Source organism: Vibrio sp. PBL-C16 (genome assembly GCF_034321865.1).
In the GTDB taxonomy this organism is placed as follows: domain Bacteria; phylum Pseudomonadota; class Gammaproteobacteria; order Enterobacterales; family Vibrionaceae; genus Vibrio; species Vibrio alginolyticus.
In genome coordinates, this window is the sequence record NZ_JAXLNY010000002.1 from 1998232 (window position 1) to 2020991 (window position 22760).

Annotated in this window: 17 protein-coding genes and 1 riboswitch; of the genes, 7 read left to right on the plus strand and 10 right to left on the minus strand. The window is 44.4% G+C overall.

The genetic code is table 11. The annotated features are described in order from the left end of the window. Positions 1 to 9: 9 nt before the first annotated feature. The 4 genes from mukB to cmoM are packed head-to-tail and all read right to left on the minus strand — an operon-like array spanning position 10 to position 7313. Positions 10 to 4473: a chromosome partition protein MukB gene (mukB, locus tag UQW94_RS17405; protein WP_322142592.1), complete on the minus strand. Its 4464-nt coding sequence runs from the start codon at positions 4471 to 4473 to the stop codon at positions 10 to 12. A gap of 2 nt (positions 4474 to 4475) precedes the next feature. Then, positions 4476 to 5201 (minus strand): chromosome partition protein MukE, encoded by a 726-nt coding sequence (mukE, locus tag UQW94_RS17410; protein ID WP_005450345.1) that lies wholly within the window; start codon positions 5199 to 5201, stop codon positions 4476 to 4478. Then, positions 5182 to 6519: a chromosome partition protein MukF gene (gene mukF / locus UQW94_RS17415; RefSeq protein ID WP_322142440.1), complete on the minus strand. Its 1338-nt coding sequence runs from the start codon at positions 6517 to 6519 to the stop codon at positions 5182 to 5184. Before mukF ends, mukE begins: the two co-directional genes overlap by 20 nt. A 2-nt stretch (positions 6520 to 6521) precedes the next feature. Continuing rightward, positions 6522 to 7313: a tRNA uridine 5-oxyacetic acid(34) methyltransferase CmoM gene (gene cmoM, locus UQW94_RS17420; protein WP_025998624.1), complete on the minus strand. Its 792-nt coding sequence runs from the start codon at positions 7311 to 7313 to the stop codon at positions 6522 to 6524. A 114-nt stretch (positions 7314 to 7427) separates the two neighbouring features. On the opposite strand from cmoM, the gene elyC reads away from it, so the two are divergent. Beyond that, positions 7428 to 8213, plus strand: a complete 786-nt coding sequence (gene elyC, locus UQW94_RS17425) for an envelope biogenesis factor ElyC (protein WP_005387893.1) — start codon at positions 7428 to 7430, stop codon at positions 8211 to 8213. Positions 8214 to 8285: 72 nt separating this feature from the next. Here elyC and torR read toward each other — a convergent pair whose 3' ends face one another. Beyond that, the gene (gene torR / locus UQW94_RS17430; protein WP_005378370.1) at positions 8286 to 8996 is read right to left on the minus strand and encodes a two-component system response regulator TorR; all 711 of its coding nucleotides are present in this window, start codon (positions 8994 to 8996) and stop codon (positions 8286 to 8288) included. A gap of 266 nt (positions 8997 to 9262) precedes the next feature. Here torR and torD point away from each other — a divergent pair, with 266 nt between their 5' ends. The 5 genes from torD (at position 9263) to UQW94_RS17455 (ending at position 13609) form a co-directional block, all read left to right on the plus strand. Further along, positions 9263 to 9910, plus strand: coding sequence for a molecular chaperone TorD (torD, locus tag UQW94_RS17435; protein ID WP_322142441.1), 648 nt, complete (start codon positions 9263 to 9265; stop codon positions 9908 to 9910). A 468-nt stretch (positions 9911 to 10378) separates the two neighbouring features. Further along, positions 10379 to 11383, plus strand: a complete 1005-nt coding sequence (gene purR / locus UQW94_RS17440) for an HTH-type transcriptional repressor PurR (protein WP_005378368.1) — start codon at positions 10379 to 10381, stop codon at positions 11381 to 11383. Between the two features lie 287 nt (positions 11384 to 11670). Next, positions 11671 to 11760: riboswitch (cyclic di-GMP riboswitch) on the plus strand. Between the two features lie 116 nt (positions 11761 to 11876). After that, a complete protein-coding gene (locus tag UQW94_RS17445; RefSeq protein ID WP_005378367.1) occupies positions 11877 to 12467 on the plus strand; it encodes a TfoX/Sxy family DNA transformation protein in 591 nt (196 codons plus the stop codon). Positions 12468 to 12581: 114 nt separating this feature from the next. Next, positions 12582 to 13268, plus strand: coding sequence for a TVP38/TMEM64 family protein (locus tag UQW94_RS17450; protein ID WP_322142442.1), 687 nt, complete (start codon positions 12582 to 12584; stop codon positions 13266 to 13268). A 20-nt stretch (positions 13269 to 13288) separates the two neighbouring features. Continuing rightward, a complete protein-coding gene (locus UQW94_RS17455) occupies positions 13289 to 13609 on the plus strand; it encodes a DUF2007 domain-containing protein (RefSeq protein WP_017820033.1) in 321 nt (106 codons plus the stop codon). Between the two features lie 31 nt (positions 13610 to 13640). Here UQW94_RS17455 and UQW94_RS17460 read toward each other — a convergent pair whose 3' ends face one another. From UQW94_RS17460 to topA, 4 genes are all read right to left on the minus strand, one after another. After that, positions 13641 to 14444, minus strand: a complete 804-nt coding sequence (locus UQW94_RS17460) for an alpha/beta fold hydrolase (RefSeq protein ID WP_017820032.1) — start codon at positions 14442 to 14444, stop codon at positions 13641 to 13643. Between the two features lie 109 nt (positions 14445 to 14553). Further along, the gene (glgA, locus tag UQW94_RS17465) at positions 14554 to 16011 is read right to left on the minus strand and encodes a glycogen synthase GlgA (protein WP_017820031.1); all 1458 of its coding nucleotides are present in this window, start codon (positions 16009 to 16011) and stop codon (positions 14554 to 14556) included. Then, on the minus strand, positions 16001 to 17218 hold the full coding sequence (gene glgC / locus UQW94_RS17470; protein ID WP_017634726.1) for a glucose-1-phosphate adenylyltransferase: 1218 nt from the start codon (positions 17216 to 17218) through the stop codon (positions 16001 to 16003). Before glgC ends, glgA begins: the two co-directional genes overlap by 11 nt. A gap of 608 nt (positions 17219 to 17826) precedes the next feature. After that, positions 17827 to 20457 carry a type I DNA topoisomerase gene (gene topA, locus UQW94_RS17475; protein ID WP_005378351.1) on the minus strand — a complete coding sequence of 877 codons (2631 nt, stop codon included), beginning with the start codon at positions 20455 to 20457 and terminating at the stop codon, positions 17827 to 17829. Positions 20458 to 20891: 434 nt separating this feature from the next. Here topA and UQW94_RS17480 point away from each other — a divergent pair, with 434 nt between their 5' ends. Next, positions 20892 to 21140, plus strand: coding sequence for a YciN family protein (locus UQW94_RS17480; protein WP_005387884.1), 249 nt, complete (start codon positions 20892 to 20894; stop codon positions 21138 to 21140). A 63-nt stretch (positions 21141 to 21203) separates the two neighbouring features. On the opposite strand, the gene aroA is transcribed toward UQW94_RS17480, so the two are convergent. Next, the gene (gene aroA, locus UQW94_RS17485; protein WP_017634728.1) at positions 21204 to 22484 is read right to left on the minus strand and encodes a 3-phosphoshikimate 1-carboxyvinyltransferase; all 1281 of its coding nucleotides are present in this window, start codon (positions 22482 to 22484) and stop codon (positions 21204 to 21206) included. Positions 22485 to 22760 lie beyond the last annotated feature (276 nt).

Consider the following 22760-nt stretch of genomic DNA (forward strand, 5'->3'; position numbering starts at 1 on the left):
ATTCGAAGTTTACGATTCAAACTCTTCAATCATCTCTTGCGCTTCGGTCTTAGGCTTATCCGTTTGACCAAAACCACGCAGACCAACTACGTGTACGTGCTCGTGGTCTTTAAACACCTTACGTACCAGTTTGTAGGTAGTACCTTTCTCTGGGCTGATGTTTTCTGGTGCCGCGATAAGAAGCTGCATATCCAGACGGTCACATAATTCGAACAATGTCGCGATCGATTTCGCATCCAGACGCGCTGCTTCATCCAAGAAGAGCAGACGACAAGGCACAATGTCTTTGCTGCGTAGACGACGAGACTCTTCTTCCCAGCTTTGTACCACCATCAATAGGATTGACTGACCAGTACCGATCGCTTCACCTGTTGATAGTGCGCCAGACTCAGCCTGTAGCCAACCATCTGTACCACGGTTCACTTCTACACTTAGCTCTAGGTAGTTACGGTAATCCAGTAGCTCTTCACCCAGAACCTGAGGAGAACGTTGACCCATATCAATATGTGGGTTCACACGTTGGAACAGCTTCGCCATTGCTTCGGAGAAAGTAAAGCGAGTCGATTCAAACAGGTCTTTGTGCTGCTCTTGCTGTGTCGCTAGACCGTTCAGTAGCACTTCGTGACTTTCGCGGATCTTCACGTTTAGACGTACGCCCTTCACCTGACCAAACGAGATGTTCGACAGGCCTTGGTTCAGCATACGAATACGGTTTTGCTCACGCTGAATCGTCTTCTTGATGATGCTCGCTACTGACTCAGAGCTGATCGCTAAGCGGTTTTCACGTTGCGTTAGCTCTTCCGTTAGACGCGCCAGCTCGACTTCCATCTCTTCGATCGCTTCTACTGGATCATCAGTACGGATGATATCCTGACGAATACGTTCACGAAGATGTTGGTAAACCGCAATGTAGAACAGAACTTTACGCTCTGGGCGAGCGTTGTCTTCTGATAGACGCAGCGCATCACGCAGGTCGTCATTGTTCGCAACCGCTAGACGCAGCGCACCCAGTGATTTATCCGACATCGAACGCAGTTCATCCGCTGACATGTAAGCCAGTTCACGCTTGTGTAGACGACGCTCAACATCGTTCTCACGCGCCAAACGAAGTACTGAACACCAGCCGGCTTTCGCTGCAACAACAAAGGTACGCAGCTCAACGTATTCTTTCTGAACTTTCTTCAGACGTTTCGCCAAGCCTTTCATCTCGAGTTCAGTAGAGGTGATCGTGCGCTCGTATTCGCTCTTACGGCTGCGAGACGTGTGTAGACGCTCGTGCAATTCGTCACGACGACGCATTGCGCGCTCTTCTGCACCTTCGTCAGCGTTCACGCCAAACTCTTGAAGCTCTTGTTTGAACTCTTGAACCGTTTCCAGTTTCGCTTGGTGTGAACTCTTCAATGAAGCTAATACTTGGTTGTATTGGTTCATTTGACCTTGCGATTGCTTCAACTCTTCACGAGAGCGTGTACGCATTTGTTCAGCTTGAACCAGTTTAGCTTTTAGCTGCTCGCTCAGTTCGCTGCTCTTGTTCAGTAGGTCTACTGAATCTGAGTAAGCGAAGTAGTGACGACGTTCAACGAGATCCGAGAGTGCAAAGATTTGCTTCTTAAGATCTTGTAGCCGCTCGTCTGCCGCTTTGTATTCTGCTTCTAGTGCATCGAATTGCTCTGGGTCAGCATCAAGCGCAGACGCAATATTCTCTAATTGCGCGACGGCTTTTGCATGGTTGCTTAAGAAGTTCTTCGCCTCTGCAAGCTGAGCGATTTTCTCTTCTAGCTCATCAAAACGCGCTTGCAATGACTCATCTTCAACAAGCACCATGTGTGACGCTAGCTTGTCCAGAGAAGACAACGCTTGCTTGCTGGTTTGAAGCTGAGAACGTTGTTGTTGCTCTTTCGCATCCAGATCCGCCAGCACGCGAGCAATTTGGTTACGCTTATCACGAATAGTTGCCAGTGCTTGTTCTGGATCGGCGTCAAAAGCAACCTGAATGTGGTTAGACACAAATAGGTTAAACGCTTGGTACAAGCGCTGCATTTTCTGAGAATCAAACGCCGCTTTTGCGTGTTTCTCTACCACTTCTTCTCGTTCGTTACGCAGCAACTCTAGACGCTGCTCACGTGCCGCACGGCCAAACAATGGGATCTCAGGCAAGCGAGAGTAACGCATTTGGCGATCGTTCATACGAACGCAAACCGCGCCCTCTAACTCTTCTGCATCGAACGAGCTGTCATCAAAGGCATCGATGTCACCTTCAATGATGTACAAGTCTTCTGGACAGTCGTCTAGCTCTACCAGTTTCTCTTCGATGCCTGACAAGTCAGAAACAACGATAGCGTGACGAGCCGGACCGTACATCGCACTGAAATAAGGCGCGTCATCAATCGTGATGTCATCGTAGATCTCAGACAGCAATACACCGCCCAGCGTATCTGCCAAACCTTTCAGGCGAGGGTCATTTGAACCACCAGGAGAAGCAAGACGCTCAATCTCAGAGTCTAGCTGGCTACGGCGCTCAGCAAGCTTATCTTTAGCTAAAGACAGCTCCCTTTCTTGTTCAAGGACAACTTGCATGTGGTTCATTACCGCATGGCGATCCTCAAGCTGTTCACCGCTCTGCTCTCTCAGTTTCTCTAGCGCATCGTTCGCCGCAATCCAAGCTGGTGCTATTGCTTCAAGCTTACTGATTTCTGCCACCGCGTTTTGCTCTAGACGGCGCTGTTCACCACGCTGATCACGAACTTCTTCTTGAGCTATCTCTAGTGATTCGATTTGCGTCGCATGACGTTCACGTTCTTGTTCAAACGTAACCTCATCGGTTAGTTCAACGTGATATTGCTTTTTGTATTCAGCAACCAGTTCACGTGCTTGACGCTGCTGGTTAAGGCTGCGTTCGAGATCACGGTGTTGTGCTCGCCATTGTTGTTCGTTTTGTGCAATTTGTTGTGACTCACGCGCTTTCGCAATTGCGGTTTTCGCATGTTCAGACGCGTCTTTGCGCTCAACTTGACCAACGATGCTTTGTACCAGTTTAAGCGCCGTTTCGAATTGCTCTGCTGCTGCAGAAGACATATCCAGTTTGTGCTTAACCGATAGCAACGCATTGGTGCTTTCTGATTCTTTGCTCTTAAGCTCAGAGACAAGCGCTTGTGCCGATTCTGCCGTTAGGCTGTCATCGCCAAGTAGTTGCTTCGCTTTTTCCAGCGCTTGAACCGCTTGTTGGTATTGAAGGGCACGAGTTTGTTGAACGTCGAGTGCTTGTTGGTAGTCCGCCAACTGCGTCTTAAGGCTATCCACCTCTTCTTCCGCAACGGTCGCTTGCTCTTCCACCATCATCACGCGTTCTTGCGCTTCTTCCACTACCATCATCTGTTCTTCAAGACGCTCACTCAGCTCTTCAAGATCTTCTTGGTAGCGTTCGATCTTCTCTTGCTGACGCAGTGCGTTTTGCACCAGTTGCAAGTGGTCAGAAGCCGCTTGGTAATCTTGCTCTAGCGCAGATTCCGACTCGATCAGCAGTTCTAGCTCTTCTTGAACACGGTTAAGCAGGTTGTTTTGCTCAACGAGAGTTTCACGAGAACCGAACAGCTCTGAACGTAATGACAGCGTTTTATCCAACTTGTTACGACGATCGTTCGCGTGACGCATGTAGTCCGCCGCCACGTAGTTAGTCGACTCTGTGATCAAGTGTTTGAACAAGTCACGGTCTGCTTGCGTGGTTTTGATCGCTTCTAGCGTCATGCGGTTTTCACGCAGTGCTGATTCCATATCTTGGAACGCTTTCTTCACGCCGCCGTTTTGTGGCAGAAGGTAGTCACGCAGCGAGCGCGTGATTGCACTTGAGATACCACCGTAAAGCGATGCTTCGATCAGGCGGTAGAATTTAGAACGGTCACCAGAGTTACGCAGTTTCTTCGGAATCACACCGAATTCGAACATCTGCGAGTGGTAATCCACGATAGAAGAGAAGGCTTTAAATTGAACGCCTTCAAATTCTGCGATCGATTCTTTTACTTCATTGATTTGACGTACACGAGCTTGAGTCGCAGATACGCTTTCAACCAAGATATCCGTTGGTTTCACATGGCTTGGAAGACCTTGGATAACAAACGGTTTGATGTCTACTTTCTTATCACGACCCGCTACTTGCTGCAGTTTTACTGCAAACAATAGGCGTTGGTTACGTGAGTTCACCACATCTAGCGCCGCATAACATGCGCCCGGCTGTAACTTACCGTACAGACCTTTGTCGCGAGACGATTGGCTGCTGCCTGCTTCTGTGGTGTTACGGAAGTGCAGTAGCGTTTGGTCAGGAATCAATGCGGTGATGAATGCCGCCATTGTGGTTGATTTACCTGCACCGTTACCACCTGATAGCGTGGTGACCAGACCATCGATGTCAAACGTACGGGCAAAGAAGCCGTTCCAGTTGACCATGGTCAGCGATTGGTATTTACCGCGTTCAATCATGCTCATGCTTCACCCTCTTCTGTTGTTTCTTCTTGGGCTTGGTCGTCTTGATCTTCTTCAGACAATAGGCTGCCTTGGCTTGGCTCTTTGGTGTGCACTACCGCTTCACCATCACGGATCAGACGTAGCTGCGCTTCACGCATATCATCACCAATTCGTACATCGGCACCAAAGCGGAATACTGCTTCACTGATGCTGAATTTACCGGTTTCACCGATGTTGATGATCATGCCTAGGCGACGCAGGCGACGGAGTGACGTACGTACTTTTTCAAACAGCTTTTCTTTATCAAGGTCAGAACCAGTCGCACGGTTCGTCACTAGCTTCATCAGCTTGTTTTCATCAGCCAGAGCAAGTAGCTCGTCGTACAATTCTTGGTTAGTGAAGATGCCTTCGTGCGCAAGACGTTCTGGGCTTAGGTAAAGGAAACACAGTACCTTACCCACCAGCATGTCCAGCTCAGAAAGGACACTACGACCAATCAAAGACGTTGAACGTGGACGGAGGTAGAAGAAACCTTCTGGCGCTTTCACCAATTCGGTGTTGTAGCGCTGATAGAAAGAAGAAAGCTCAAGTTCGAAATCCGACAACAACGCGTGGTTGTCCAGATCTTCACTTGAAACATGACGCCCTGCTCGAAGCATGCTGTCTAGCGCTGGGAACAGAGGGTTAGAAATTGCTTTTGCCAGATTCTCTGACATGTATTCATTAGTATCGGTCGATGACATTCGCTTGTACCTTTGCCCCAAATTCGTTGATTGCTTTCCAGTCTGGCTGAACAGCTTGGTAGTCGGATTCTGAATAACCCAGACGTACCGCCTGATCAACGACAATGCGAGCTAAATCAAAGTGATGAGTATGAGGGTGTTGTGCAAGGTAATCTCGCAGTACCACACTCAAATCGATTGGTGTGCCTTGATCTTTATGCGCTTTTAGCATGTCACCAATTCGTTCAGACAACTCATCATTGACTTGTTGAAACTCTTCGTATTCTACTTCCATCGGAACTTGACCCGTGACCTCGTCATCACGCAGTACTAGGGCCTCATCACGAAGGTCGGAAAGCCTCTCCGCATCTGCATAAGTCAGATACCAAGGCGCATCGAAGTAATCTTTGACAGATTGACGCAGACGCGAGCTAAACGCACGATTCTTATCCATATCGATTGCAGTACGGATAAACTTGTGCACGTGTCGGTCGTAACCAATCCAAAGGTCGATAGCTTGCTGGCCCCAGCTTGTGATTCGGTCCAGCTTCATTTGCAGACCAAACAAGGCTTCTTCGATAAACTCCAGCTCAGGGTCACCGTAAACAATTTCTTGAATATCGAGGATCTGAGTTTGCAGTTCATCACTGGCGGCTTGCAGCGTATCTTGAAGTTCACGCAACGTGCTTGATGTTTCTGACAGAAGTGCTTCACAGTTGTTGATCGCTTCGCGCCAGTCTTTGTTTAGCAGGTCAGCAATCTGTTGTTTCACTGACTGTTGCTGCTCATCCATAACACGTTGGTTGAGGTCAATTTGATCGAAAATTTCGCCTACAGAATATTTTAAAACACCGTATACGTTCTTCTTCCAGTGGCCCGGAGTGCCACCTTTTTGTGCTGCCTCAATCGCTTTCGCCATTTCATCCGCTACCATGGATAGCTGGATAGATAGACGCAGTTTTGAGAACTCACGATGACGCACGTAGTAGTCGGTTATTCCTATCGCTAATGGCGACAAGCGGTAAATGCTCGCTCCGTCAGTAATTTCACTGACAAAACGGCTCATAAGACGCTGCTTAACCATCTCGTTGATCGCATTGTTCGCACGAAAAGCGGAGGCTTCGCCGGTCTCATCAAATAGTCGAGTGACGATGGCAAATGCATCATGCAGTTCACCTTCACCCAGTTCTTCATCGAACCTTTCATTACTCAGTACGGCAATGGCTATCAAAAATGCCAATCGCTCTGTGGTCAGGTTCAACGAGAAATCGTGCTGCTTAACCCAGCCAACCAGCTCATCGATTGGTTGCTCTGCAGCATTGAGAGTCATCTCACTCATTGTTATTCCTGTTTATCGTTCTTTTTAGCCCACACATGAATGTAGCGGCCTAATGAGAGGTATGGCTCTTGTCGACAAAGTTGTTTTTCTAGCGCCAACACATCTTCAAACTCGTAATCACCCATGTATTCCATATTGCCTATGTAATCACTAAATGAGCGAATACCAGATTTGCCACAAATATTAAAACCTGAATTTTCTATCCACTGGTAGACTTCTTCAGGTTTTAAGCCTTTTTGCGGCTGTAGTTTAAATCTTTTTCGGTGAGGCATGCCGTCTAATATATGAGGAATGTTGCCACAAACTACGTTTTTATAGACTAAACCGTGGTGGTTGTAGAACATGACTGATGCGATGCCTCCCGGTTTTACTTGTTCTAGAACTGTTTCAAGTGCGGCCTTAGGATCAACCAGCCACTCCATCACAGCGTGGAACATAACCAGATCGACCTGTACATCCATATGTTCACCGATGGATTGGACAGGCGAATGAATCAGGCGATACTGCTCAAGCAAACCGTTTTTTTCAATATCCTGCTTAGCCAACTGCAGCATTTCCGAAGATAGATCACATAAAGCGATTCGATGTCCGAGCTTAGCAAGCTTTTGCGACATTTGTGCCAAACCACCACCAGCGTCTAACACTTCTAGGGGTTGCTGGTCAGCATCTAATTCACTTAGAATCTGTAGAAAATCTTCCCACACAATGATTTGGCGGATCTCCCCTTTATCGGAGCCGTAAATATTTTTTGCAAATTTGTGGGCGATATCGTCGAAATTGCGGTCTTCTGTCACTTCTGCTGAGTTATCATAACGGATTGTGCCGCTATTCTGGCACAAGGAAAGCAGGAATAAAGAGGGATACCCTCATTTTTATTATCAATTGATGTTTTTTCGGACTATTTATGTATGTTTGAGCTGAAAAAAGTAGTGTCAGCCATGCTTATGCCCCTTCCGGCATTGCTGCTGATAGGCTTGTTGGGTCTTGCTCTCATTAGTTTTACTACAAAACGTAAAACTGGCTGCTTCGTTGTTCTATTCTCTTTTGTTGGCATTTTTCTTGTTGCCTTCCAACCTGTTTCAACCAAGCTTCTTATGCCGTTAGAGCGAGAGCATAAAGCCTTTTTGCCAGTTTCTGGCACCATCGACTACGTGATGGTTTTAGGGAATGGTCATGTTATCGATGACGAAATTCCACCCACCTCGCAGTTAAGCCGTGCAGCATTAATGCGCTTAACTGAGGGCATTCGTATTTTAAGAATGTATCCAGGCGCGAAATTAATCTTATCCGGCTATGCTGGCGGATCTGAAATTAGCCACGCGCGAATGATGGCGAACGTTGCCCTTGCGTTGGGAGTCGCGAAATCCGATATCATTTTATTAGAAGATGCGAAAGATACGTGGGAAGAGGCGCGTCAAGCGGCTGCATTCGTTCAACAAAAGGAGATTGTGTTAGTCACTTCTGCGAGTCACATGAGCCGTGCATTGTATGAGTTCAACGCAGCAGGCATTAAACCAATCCCAGCCCCGACCAACTTCTTAGCTATTAGCGAGATAAGTCAACCTTGGGATAAATACTCACCTAAAGCGCGTTACTTAGAACAAACAGAGCTTTATTGGCATGAGTACTTGGGCAGTATTTGGCAAAGGTTGCGTGATACTGTCGGCCAAACACCAATGGTTGAAGCAAACTAGTATTATCTTGAAGCCACAAAAAAGGAGAGCCGAAGCTCTCCTTTTTCTTTTTACGATTGAGTTATGTTCCAACTAGTCACCAGCAAACATATAGCCTTCGCCGTGTACCGTTACAAAAATCTGTGGGTTCTTAGGATCGAACTCCATTTTTGCGCGCATACGTCGAATAAGAACATCAATGGTGCGGTCATTCGGCGCATCCACTCGATGGCTGATCATGTTCAAAATACGCTCACGACTTAACACCTGGTTAGGATAAGACGATAATGCCACCAAAAGTTCATACTCTGCTTTAGTTAGTTTTACTGGCTCACCGTTGCGGCTAAGTGCGCGACGTTGAATGTCGAATGTCCACTCCCCAAAGCGCACAATGTGCTCTTCACTGGTTTCATTCGCTTTCGAGCTGCCACTGCGCGCCGCTGAAATACGCCACAGCAAGTTTTTAACGCGAACTAACAGCTCTCTCAGTTCAAAAGGTTTTGTCACATAATCGTCAGCACCCATTTCTAGGCCTACGATTTTATCAATGCTATCCGTGCGTCCTGTTACTAATATGATACCAATATCCGATTGGCTACGTAACTCACGAGTAAGCATCAGGCCGTCTTCACCAGGCAGGTTAATATCCAGCATGATCAGGTCTACATCGCCCGCTTGCAAAACTTCACGCATTTCTGCGCCACTCTCTGCTTCGCTGACTTGGTAGCCCTCATTTTGGAAATATCCCGCAAGCTTACTACGAGTTACAACATCATCTTCTACGACTAATACGTGATAGCTCATTTACACCACTTTTCTGTCTTCTTATTATCCAAGACGTATTCTATTCATAACTAGTAACATTTCTAGTCATAGATACATTAAAACGCAAGATTTAGCGTTTTTATTGATTCAAAACAAGCTTGCCCATTGCTATTAATAAACGGTCATTTTTGACTATAAAACATAACAATTATAGTTACTGCTATTCATTTTAATTGATTACACTTAGGGGATATCCCTAATTGACTTTGTGATGCATGACTTGAAGCATCATTCAGGAGCCCAAAATGCAAGAAGTGAAAGCTTTTAATGAAAAACGCGCTGAAATTTACTGGTGGTTTTCGAGCTTGTTCGCAAAAGAACTAACAGAGAAAGAATTGGAAGCCTATCACAGTGTTGAAATTCGCAGTTTTCTCGCAGGTTTAGGTGAAAATGAGTCGCTGAAACCAGCTGTTGATAGCCTAGTTGATGCATTGAATCGGTTACAAGATCGTGAAGATGCACAACTAGAGCTTGCAGCTGACTTTTGTGAACTGTTTTTGAAGACAGAAAAATACGGCGCTCTTCCTTACGCATCCATGTACATTGGTGAATCAGGTTTACTGAATGACAAGCCAACTGAGGAAATGGAAAAGTTGATGGCTGAATTTGGCGTTCAAGTAGACGAAAACCTAAAGGAACCTGCGGATCACTTAGCCGTTGAGCTCGACTTTCTCGGGAACATGATTATCCGCTCAAACGAGCTTGAACAAGAAAAACACATGGAAGAAGCCTTCGTTAAACAAAACGACTTTATCCAGCAACAATTGATGTCTTGGTTACCTCAGTTTTCAGACAAATGTAAAAAATTCGACGAATTTGGATTTTACTCGAGTGTCGCGAAACTATTAGTTGCATTTTGTAAACTAGACAGCGCCTACCTTCTTGGTGAATAATTGCCGCCTATTTTTAGGGAGCCTGCCTATCGGGCTTCCTGTATGCCTGAAAGTGACCAATTGTAAGTAACTTGGGTATAATATTCGTTTGCCTTAACTTAGCGCAAAGACGCTTGGTTATTTAGCAGTCAAAATGTGACTTCAAATACACAAATCTCGTGCTGAAAACATTGCTAGTCAGTCCACATAGGGCTAAAATGTGAGCGCAAACGATTAAATATGATTTATATGTAAACCGCTGAAATATAGCGGTTTTTGTGTTTTCTTAACAGGTTGATGGCAATTTCTCATCAGATAGAAAAAAGATAAAATTCATCGACCGATGCTGCTACGCACCCTTTTGTCGCACTTGGATCAACCGCTGCCGAGACACTTAGCGCCAATTTTATATTGCTAGGTGTGAAACCATTAGAGCATCAGGTACATCCAATACGACATATTTCAGTAGCTCGATACAGGACACCATTTATGGCCACGATAAAAGACGTTGCTCGCTTAGCCGGCGTTTCCACTACGACAGTTTCGCACGTTATCAATAAAACGCGTTTCGTTGCAGAAGCAACGCAAGAAAAAGTAATGAAAGCCGTCGACGAGCTGAATTACGCGCCAAGTGCCGTTGCACGCAGCCTAAAATGCAACTCAACTCGTACGATTGGCATGTTAGTAACTCAATCAACTAACCTATTTTTCTCAGAAGTGATTGATGGCGTTGAGAGCTACTGTTACCGCCAAGGCTATACTCTGATTTTATGTAACACAGGCGGGATTTACGAAAAACAACGCGATTACATTCGTATGCTGGCTGAAAAGCGCGTTGATGGCATCCTAGTGATGTGTTCTGACTTAACCGAAGAACTAAAAGAGATGCTTGACCGTCATGCAGACATTCCTAAAGTGGTCATGGATTGGGGCCCAGAGAGCTCACAAGCAGACAAGATCATGGATAACTCAGAAGAAGGTGGCTACATTGCAACCAAACATCTGATTGACAATGGTCATACGGATATCGCTTGTCTAAGCGGTCATTTTGAAAAGCTTGCTTGCCAAGAGCGCATTGCAGGTTTCCGTCGCGCAATGAGCGAAGCGAACCTAGCTGTAAATGAAGACTGGATCCTTGAAGGTAACTTTGAATGTGATACGGCCGTATTAGTTGCAGATAAAATTACCGCAATGGACAAGCGCCCGACGGCGGTATTCTGTTTTAACGACACAATGGCTCTAGGCCTAATGAGCCGCTTGCAACAAAACGGGATCAAAATTCCTGAAGATATTTCAGTGATCGGCTACGACAACATCGAGCTTGCAGAATACTTCTCTCCACCGCTAACGACTATCCACCAACCTAAACGTCGTGTTGGTAAAAATGCATTCGAAATTCTACTTGAGCGTATCAAAGATAAAGAACACGAAAAACGAATTTTCGAGATGCAACCTGAGCTTGTAATTCGAAATACTGTGAAAAAAATGAACTAAATTTCACTGTATTTAACCGTGTTAAATAAGCGCTCTACAGGGGCGCTTATTTTTTTGGAAAAATTAAGCATTCTCTAATACTTCACACCACTCTAATAACAATTGACTAACGTTAACTCCCTGTTTTATATAAATGTAATATATATTAAGAACTCCTTTTCAAAGGCCAATTTGCACCTTTCCATATGCAAAATAGAGCATTCAATCTATCATTTTTATTGAACCGAAATCACACTTTTAACGCTAAACCGTGATGTTAATTCAATATAAGAAGTATGCTCATTGTGTCACGCACAGGGCAAACCATTCGAAAGAGTGGGACGCAAAGCCTCCGGCCTGAACCATATTACGATATGGAAGGTAGCGGGGTTACCGATGGCAAGTGTGTAAGCAATGACTTTACTCTGTAATGACATTGTTTTTACGCATGTTTGCTACTCTCTCGGACCTGACTTTTGGTGGCGTAATATTAATTACACCGAGATAACAAAACATGGATAAACCGATACTCAAAGACTCTATGAAGCTATTTGAGGCACTTGGTAATATCAAGTCGCGCTCAATGTTTGGTGGCTTCGGACTATTCGCTGATGAAACAATGTTTGCACTAGTGGTAAACAATCAGCTTCATATCAGAGCAGACCAAAAAACTTCATCTGACTTCGAGAAACAAGGGCTAAAGCCTTACGTTTATAAAAAACGTGGCTTTCCAGTCGTTACAAAGTACTACGCTATTTCCAGCGATTTATGGGAATCAAGCGAACGCTTAATCGAAGTAGCGAATCAATCATTGAAAAAGGCAAAGCTTGAGAAAGAACAACAAGCAAGTACAAAGCCTAACCGTTTGAAAGATTTGCCTAACTTACGACTGGCTACCGAGCGCATGCTAAAAAAAGCCGGCATCGAATCCGTAGAGAAGCTTGAAGAGGAAGGTGCGCTTAACGCCTATAAAGCGATAAGAGATACGCACTCTGCAACCGTCAACATTGAGTTGCTATGGGCACTAGAAGGGGCTATCAACGGCACTCATTGGAGTGTGGTACCTCAAGCTCGCCGAGATGAGTTGATGAACGGCCTCCAATAAAAGTCGGCCTAAAAACTATCTTGTAAAACCGCAGTCTAATCTGCGGTTTTTTTGTGAAATTTTTTCGGTTTTCCTACTGTCTTATTACATATATCCCAAATTGGAATCAAAATTATGAATAAGAAACTGATTTTAGGTCTCATCCTACTAGCGGCTATTGTCTTTTTAGGTATTAACTTTGGCCAGTATTTAACCTTAGAGAATGCAAAAGCCCAACAAGAAGCACTAACTACATACATCGATCAGAATTTTGTATTCTCGGCTGCGATTTACTTTTTTACCTACATTGCAATTGCCGCTTTTTCTATCCCAGGAGCGGCAGTAGTCACCTTACTTGGTGCAGCCTTATTTGGTTTTTGGACAAGCTTGCTACTGGTTTCTTTCGCTAGCACTATGGGGGCAACACTGGCCTTCTTGAGCAGCCGATACTTATTGCGTGACTGGGTACAAAACAAATTCGGAAATAAACTCAACGCAATTAATCAAGGTGTCGAAAAAGACGGAGCTTTTTATCTATTTTCCTTGCGTCTAATCCCTGTATTCCCTTTCTTTCTAATCAACTTACTGATGGGCTTAACGCCGATGTCTGTAGGTAGATTTTATCTCACTAGCCAAATAGGTATGCTGCCAGGCACAGCCGTATATCTGAATGCAGGTACTCAATTAGCAACAATTGAAAGCCTATCGGGCATTGTTTCAACCGCAGTATTAGCGTCTTTTGCGCTATTGGGACTATTTCCAATCATCACTAAATGGGTTATGAATAAAGTAAGGCCGACACCAAGTCAGCAAAACTCGTAATTGGTGAAGTGGGTATTTTGATGAAAATATTTATCGCTAAAAACCCAGCAGAAGCACACATTGTATGTGAGCTGCTTAAAGTGGAACAAATTTACTGTGAAGTTCGTGGAGAAGGTATTTTCGGCTTAAAAGGAGAACTGCCGTTTGGTGATGATACCGATCCTTATGTGTGGCTTTTTGACACTGCACAAAAGATGAAAGCTGAAGAAATAGTAAAAGCATATCGAAAACAATCCGATAGGCATGAGTATCAAGATTGGCAATGCCCAAAATGTCATGAAATAAACGAAGGGCAATTTGGTGCATGTTGGCAATGTGGATATCAACTAGGAGAGCTATAGCGGCTCTCCTATTCAGTGGATGCACTCAGTTTTAAGCACATACAGCTTGCTGTTTAATAAACTCGATGGAGTGTTGATTGAAGTCTTCTGGACGCTCTACATTGCATACATGACCACAATTCGGGATTTCTCGTAGAATGCTGAGCTTATGTGCTGCAACCATTTCTTTGACAGGTTTAATAAACATGTAATCCCTGTCGCCCATTAAGTAAAGAGTCGGAATGGGTAACTCTCGATCTTTAAAATATTTCATTAACGGATTTACATCAGCGGCAAGAATAAACCAACGTTTAAATTCTTTTTGGCAAAGCTTCTTGGCTTCGCGAATAAAAAGGTGGCGAGATTCTCGTTGGCTTCTTTGAGGCATAACAATATAAGCGAACAGTTTGTAGAGCCACATGTACGGTAGGATATGCTTACAAAAATTACCTAATTTCACCAATATCTGAGAACGAGTGTTAAGCCTTGTGACAGCACCGCCGAGCACCATCGAACGTACGCGCTCTGATGACAATTCAGCAAGGTTTCGAACAATAATAGTACCAAGCGACATACCGACAAAATGAGCGGATTGGATCTTTAAATGGTCCAATACTTTCAAAATATCTTGGGTAACTTCCGTAAAGGTATAACGGCTAGCAATGAGCTCTTTAAGTAACTGATTTGACTTTCCATGACCTCTTAAATCGATCAGCAATAAGTTAAAGTGTTGCTTGTAAGCTTTAATTTGCTTGAACCAGATAGAAGAGCTACCACCAGCACCGTGCACAAATACAACCCACTCATTACTAGTAGGGTGCAAATAGGTTTTATGAAAAAGTAGCGGCTGGGTCATATTGAGTATCAAAAAGATCGTGCTATTGAGTAAAAAGCCATCCTACCACACTCCCCTTACTCAAGATAATAAAGGCACCTCATTCGGTGCCTTTCGTTACAATTTTAAGTCAAACTAACGCTGAGTGGTAAAGCTGCAAATAAGATTCTGCGGCCTTTTGCCAACAAAAGTCTTGTTGCATCGCGTGCAACTGTACTTTATTCACTTCAGGCTCGTTTTGAGCGTAGAGCAACAGTGCCCTTAGCATCGTTAACAACAATGCCTGCGGTGTCGGTTCGAAAAAAACAAACCCCGTTGCTTCAGATGGGTTTACATCATAATCGCTAACGCTGTCCTTTAAGCCACCAACACCGCGTACTATCGGTAATGTCCCATAAGCCATACTATAGATTTGGTTTAAGCCACATGGTTCAAACTCAGAAGGCATCAAGAAGAAATCAGAACCAGCTTCAACGATATGCGCAAGTTCATTGTCATACGCTTCTACAAAGGCAAATTTGCTAGAAAACTGCGCGGCAACCTCTCGTAACTGAGCGGCAAGAACAGGGTCTCCGGTCCCAACGACAACTAGCTGAACATCGTGCTTCAAAAAGTCGGCCAAAGCAGGCAACAAGTAATGAACGCCTTTCTGCTGGGTCAACCGACAAACCATACCGAACATAGCTACATTTTTTTCGGGCAAATTTAGTCGTTGTTGTAATGCTTTTTTACAAGCTTTCTTCCCTTGCGACATACTTTGCTGGTCGGCGCAGTAATTAACCGGCAAGTAGGTATCAGTTTCCGGATTCCAAGCGCTGTAATCACAACCATTCAAGATGCCGACTAAGTCCTGCGCACGTTGCTGAAACTCCCAAGCCATGCCGTGACTGCCAAGCTCTGTTTTTAGTTCCTCTGCGTACGTAGGGCTAACCGCGTTTATCTTATCTGCATTCATTACACCAGCTTTAAGCATCGTAATATGCGTTGCACTCACCGCAGCATCGGGAACGTTTCTACAATGAAACTCTGGCAAACACTGCACATCTTCATAACTAAATACGCCTTTAAAGACCGCATTGTGAATTGAAATGACGCTTTTAGTATGAGCAAAAAACGGATCATTGCCATACCTGTGCTTGAGCAAAAATGGAACAAGACCTGTGTGCCAATCGTTCGCGTGTATGATATTAGGTTGAAAGGCGAGCTTGGGTAACATATCGAGACATGCTGCACTAAAAAACGCAAAGCGCTCGCCGTTATCAGTATACGCTTGGTTGTTCTCCGCATACATTGATGGTCGATTGAAATACGGCGGACAATCAATCAGGTAAACAGGATTTTGACCTAACATGAGCCGCAAAACTCGATACTCCGTATGCGGCCATGATGTTAATTCTGTTTCTAATACAACTTCTGCGTCTGCGAGTTTATCAATACTGCTGTACGCAGGGATGGTAATTCTTACGTCTTGCTGTAGGTTTTGAAGGGCTTCCGGTAGTGCCTTGGCAACATCTGCCAAGCCACCACTTTTAATGAGGCCTTCAACCTCAGAAGCTACAAACAGAATAGATAAGTTGTTAGTAGCCAACTCGAGCTCCTTTCGGAATAACAACAATGCCCTCCTCAGACACGTGGAAGTGTTTTTTATCTTCTTGAAGATTCACACCAATCTGAGTACCAGGAGCAATATCGGCATCCTTGTCGACAATCACACGACGTAAAACACATCCTTCGCCAATTTTTACGTCACCAAGAAGTATACATTCGCTGATATCGCAAGCAGAAGCAATATTACTGCGAAAACCAAGCACCGACTTTTCGATTCTTGAGCCTCTAACATAGCTGCCATTACACACTAAACTATCGATTATCTGCACACGACCATTATCAGAGTCGGTAAATGTCGCAGGTGGCAATGGTGGGTAGTAGGTATGCAATGGCCATTTACGGTTGTACAGCGAAAATGGTGCATCTTTTTCTAGCAGATCCATATGCGCTTGCCAGTACGCATCAATAGTTCCGACATCACGCCAGTACACCTCTTCTTTTTCGCCACTGATTTTGTTGGTACTGAAGTCATACACGAACACATCACCTCTAGGGAACATCTTTGGAATGATGTCCTTTCCAAAATCATGTGATGAAGCTTCATTATCCGCATCTTCGACCAACTCTGAGAACAGTACCTGAGCTTCAAAAACATAGTTACCCATTGAAACTAAAGCGTAATCAGGGTCACCAGGAATCGACTTCGGATTTGCTGGTTTTTCTTCAAAGCCAATCATACGGCCTTCGCTATCCACTTCGATAACCCCAAATTGCGACGCCTCTTTTAGTGGCATGCGCAATGCAGATACCGTCAGAGAAGCCTGCTTTTCTGAGTGGAAGTTCAGCATTTGTTTGATATCCATCTTATAGATATGGTCAGAGCCAAAAATACAAACTTGCTCTGGTTCCTCTAACTCCATAAAACGCAGGTTTTGATAGATCGCGTCCGCCGTCCCTTCGTACCAACGTTTACCAGTACGCATTTGAGCGGGAATAGGATCGATAAAGCGGTCTGTAATGCCGTTGATGTTCCACCCCTTTTTTAAGTGATGGAATAAAGATTGAGATTTAAATTGGGTTAGGACGTAAATGCGCATCAGATCCGCATTAACAAAATTGTTTAGAGCAAAATCGATCAATCGATAACTACCACCAAACGGTACCGAAGGTTTACTGCGAGATTCCGTTAAAGGTCTCAAACGAGAGCCTTCACCGCCAGCAAGAATCATTCCCAAAACACCAGCCATTTGTTGTTCTCCATATCGTTATAGCTTGGATTTGGTACTCGCTTGAATGAGTCATACTCGGGGAGTCAAGCGAATACATTTAGCAACCGTCTCTGAGTTTCTGTGAACTCTTACAACACGGATAAAAAAGCTACGGCACTTCCAGTATGCAACGTCCACTCTTTCCTTATTTTTTGACGCAAACAATGCACACAGTTGCACTAATTTTTGTAATAAATTATCTAAGCGGGTTCTAAATTACAATTTTTAATACGCCATTCTGTGTACCATACAGCTCTTGCGTACTCAAGACGATATCTAGATCACACATGGAAAAGCAAACGATTACATTGTGAAAACAATTTACGAACGGATTCACTACACCGCCGATTTTTTAGCCCAATGTATAACAAATATGTGAATGCAAAATGAAAGTTACAACGAATATTTTTTACATAAAAAATACATCAGCGACTATGAAATATTGATACTGGGATCTTCTCGCGTCAGCAAAACTCAGTCAAAGCAGCAAAGATCTATACGAACAACACAGTGGCCTTTACGCAAAAACAAAACGCAAAAAAGGCAGCGATATCGCTGCCTTTTTACATTACTTAGATCGTACGTTATTATGCTTTCGCTTTTTTACGCTTATCAGTGACTTCCCACTTACCGTCAACAAAGAGCGCTGTCCAACCAGATGGTTTGCCATTCTCTTCCGAACGAACGTAGTTCTCTTTTGTTTTGCGACTAAAGCGTACGACTGCAGGACGACCATCAGGATCTTCTTGCGGTGCGGTCGCTAGGTATTTGAACTTCTCAGGTAAACGCTCTTCAAAACGTGCCAGTTCAGCAACCAAAGGAGCACGTGTCTCGCGCGATTTCGGGAAGTTGCTTGCCGCCATAAATAGACCTGAAGCACCATCACGAAGTACGAAATACGCATCTGAGTTTTCACATGGCAACTCGGGGAAATGAACAGGATCTTCTTTCGGTGGCGCGACTTCGCCATTCTTAAGAATCTTACGAGTGTTCTTACACGTTTCGCTCGTACAATCCATGTATTTACCAAAGCGACCGTTCTTAAGCACCATATCAGAGCCACATTTGTCACACTCAACAACTGGACCATCGTAGCCTTTTACTTTGAACTCGCCGTATTCAACAAGGTAGCCTTCACAATTCGGGTTATTACCACAAACATGCATCTTACGCTTGTCATCAATCAGGTATGCGTCCATCGCTGTTTCACAGATCGGACAACGCTTTTTAGCACGAAGAGCTGCGGTTTCAACGTCTTCTTCTAGAACGTTAATAATACCTTCTTCGTCACCCAAGTTGATGGTTGTCTTACAACGCTCTTTTGGTGGTAACGCGTAACCTGAACAGCCTAAGAACACACCTGTCGAAGCAGTACGGATGCCCATTGGACGGCTACACGTCGGACACTCGATATCCGTCATGACGATGTGGTTTAACTTCATACCGCCTTCTGACTCATCCAGCTCCGCTTTTTCAAGATCGCCAGTAAAATCAGCAAAGAAGTTGTCTAACACAGCTTTCCAGTTCACTTCACCTTCAGCGATTTGGTCCAATTTCTGTTCCATACGCGCAGTAAAGTCGTAGTTCATCAAATCGTTAAAGCTGTCATCAAGGCGGTCAGTAACAATTTCACCCATTTTTTCAGCGTAGAAACGGCGCTGATCAACTTTCACATAGCCACGATCTTGAATCGTAGAAATGATCGATGCGTAAGTCGACGGACGACCAATGCCTCGTTTCTCCAGCTCTTTAACCAGTGCTGCTTCAGTGTAGCGCGCAGGTGGCTTTGTAAAGTGCTGTTTAGGGTCAAGTGACTCTAAGCTTAGCTTATCGCCAAGTTGTACCGCTGGAAGGATTGTATCCTCGTTTTTGCCCATTGGACGCTGTACACGAGTCCAGCCGTCAAATTTAAGGATACGACCTTTCGCTTTAAGCGTGTATTCTGCCGCTTTTACGCTGATGGTTGTTGAATCGTATTCTGCTGGCGTCATTTGACACGCTACAAACTGATTCCAAATCAAAGCATAAAGTTTGTGCGCATCAGCATCGACACCTTGCAGGTCTTCCGCCTTAACACCCACATTTGAAGGACGGATCGCTTCGTGCGCTTCCTGTGCCCCTTCTTTGCTACCGTACGTCAATGGTTTCGCTGGCAGGTACTTATCACCAAACTCAGAACCAATAAAGTCACGTACAGCGTCCACAGCCTCGGCACTTAGGTTAGTCGAGTCAGTACGCATGTAAGTGATGTAACCGGCCTCATAGAGGCGCTGAGCTAGCATCATGGTCTTTTTCACGCCGTAGCCCAGACGTGTACTCGCTGCCTGTTGAAGCGTAGAGGTGATGTAAGGTGCTGAAGGCTTGCTCTTTGTAGGACGGTCTTCACGCTTACATACTTCGTAACTTGCATTCTCAAGTACAGACATCGCTGCTTTGGTTTCTGCCTCATTAACTGGCTTAAACGCAGAACCGTCTTTCTGCGCAACAAGCAGTTTAAAGTCCGCTTTGTCTTTCGTTTTCGTATTCGCATGAATGTCCCAGAATTCTTCTGGTACAAACGCGTTAATCTCACGCTCACGCTCAACTAACAATTTCACCGCAACAGACTGCACTCGACCAGCAGATAAGCCACGAGCCACTTTTTTCCAAAGTAAAGGTGAAACCATAAAACCAACGACACGGTCCATGAAGCGACGTGCTTGTTGGGCATTTACACCATCCATGTTCAGCTCGCCAGGTGTCTGGAAAGCTTGTTGGATCGCGTTTTTCGTAATTTCGTTAAAAACTACACGTTTGTATCGCTCTTCATCGCCACCGATGATCTCACGAAGGTGCCATGCGATTGCTTCCCCTTCGCGGTCCAAATCGGTTGCGAGATAAACGCAATCTGCGTCTTTGGCGAGTTTTTGTAGTTCGTTGACAACTTTTTCTTTGCCTGGAAGGATTTGGTAATTCGCTTCCCAGTCATGATATGGGTTAATCCCCATTTTTTTGATCAACGCTTTGCGGTCTTTCTCTTTTTTAACGCGCGCTTTCTCTTCCGGACTCATCCCTTTAGTTGAGATGGCTGCGGCTTTTTTCTCACCAGTGCTTTGACCGGCCGTAGGCAGATCACGCACATGACCAACACTAGACTTAACAATAAAGTCTTTACCAAGGTACTTATTTATCGTCTTTGCCTTGGCTGGTGACTCCACTATAACGAGTGATTTACCCATAACTGACTCTAACGTCCTTCATAATAATGCGGGTAGAAACCTTGTTTAAAGGCCACCCGCATAATGTTCTATTTCATTGCTTCTTTTTTTACTATTGTGCGAGATGAAAAGAAGATCAACTGCTTTTTTGAAATTCAGATCCGATTGGTTGACAATTCATCGTCTTTATACTTCAAAGAGACAGGGTTCTGAAAGGTATTGAGCGGCATATCTAAACAGGCAAACTTAGCATCCGCTAATCCAATGCAATAAATTTTGTTACCCATCACAAAATAGTTTCGTTCAATACTCTGCCATCTTCCTCCGCATCATATTTACACTCTAAAAATTGATCTGTTTAGTCTTACTGAACGATTGACTGAATTAATCATGCAAACCCATTTTAGTTGTAGGTATACTCAGCGTTCTTAACTGAATAGAATGGTAGAAAGAATATGTCTGATAGAACGTTTATCGAAGAGTTCGACCTTCTTTTGATCGCTAACCAAATCATCCAAGAGCACGATGATTACATCGAGGGAATGCGAGCAACAAGCGTAGAAGAAAAAGAAGGTGTTTTAGTTTTTAAAGGTGAATACTTCCTTGATGACAAAGGTTTACCAACTTCAAATACGACTGCAGTATTCAATATGTTCAAATACTTAGCGCATCACCTTTCTAAGGAATTTACGCTGGTTAAATAGTATTGGGAAACAAAAAAGCCAGAGTGTTATTCACTCTGGCTTTCCTGTTTTAGGTCAGAATATTTAGCAACTTAAAGCCTTAAGTTTGTCGAAGTAGTCAGGGAACGTTTTCGACGTACACTTTGGATCGTTAATCGTCACAGGCGTATCACTAAGTGCCACCAGCGAAAAACACATCGCCATACGATGATCATCGTAAGTATCAATCGCTGCATGCTTTAACTGAGAAACAGGTTTGACGATGATGTAGTCTTCCCCTTCTTCCACTTCCGCACCAACTTTACGTAACTCAGTCGCCATAGCTGACAAACGGTCTGTTTCTTTTACACGCCAGTTATAAACGTTACGAATAGCGGTAGTGCCTTCGGCAAATAACGCTGTTGTCGCGATGGTCATTGCAGCATCAGGGATATGGTTGTAATCCATATCAATGCCTTTTAATTGACCAACACGTGAAATTACGTAGTCATCACCCCATTCAATTTCTGCACCCATTTTTTCAAGCGCATCAGCAAATTGAATATCACCTTGAATGCTGTTTTTACCGATACCCGTGACTTTAACTTCTCCGCCTTTGATGGCTGCCGCCGCCAAGAAGTAAGAAGCAGAAGACGCGTCACCTTCAACCAAGAAATCACCTGGAGCGATGTATTGCTGACCGGCTGGGATCACAAACTCTTGATAGTCGTTGTTGATCACATCGACTCCAAACTGCTTCATGATATGCAGGGTGATATCGATATAAGGCTTAGAAACCAAATCGCCTTCAATGTTGATGCGAATTTCACCTTCAGCCAATGGCGCAGACATTAAGAAAGCGGTCAAGAACTGACTTGAAATGGACCCATCGATAGAAACTGTACCTGCTTTTAGGCCAGTACCAATTATTTTGAGAGGCGGAAAGTTCTCGTTTTCCATGTACTCAACGTTCGCACCAGCATCTTTCAGTGCCGTGACAAGGTGACCAATTGGACGCTCTTTCATACGAGGTTCGCCCGTCAGTACATACTCCCCTTCTCCAAGACAAAGAGCCGCAGCTAATGGTCGCATCGCAGTGCCAGCATTGCCGAGAAATAACTCTACCGGCTCTGAGACAGAAAACGGACGCCCAAGGCCGTCAACGAGACATTCTGTTTTATCTTCGGAAAGTTGGTATTGAACGCCTAGTTTAGTCAGCGCATTCAGCATATGACGAATATCATCACTGTCGAGGAGATTAGTAAGGCGAGTTCTGCCTTTAGCAAGAGCAGCAAGTAAAAGAGCTCGATTAGAAACGCTTTTAGAGCCAGGAAGGTTCACTTCCCCTTGAATTTTATTGATAGGTTGTAACGTTAGGCTTTCCATTAAAAGTTGATAATCCTTTGTGCCCTCAACATACGATTTTTTATGAGGGCTAAACAATTCTTCGTGAATTCAGACTACCCAAAAAAACACGACAAAACCAGAGTAAATCGGCGCTAATTTATGAATATCCTCAAGCAGCCTAAAGATACAGAATTAAAGGCATTGCCAGCGATGTAAATCAGAGCGAAAGAAGCACGGCGAAACAGCAAACTATTTCGACTTTATTTGACGATAAGCCAGCCCGACTGTACATGCCTGATTAGGCTTCGTTAGACT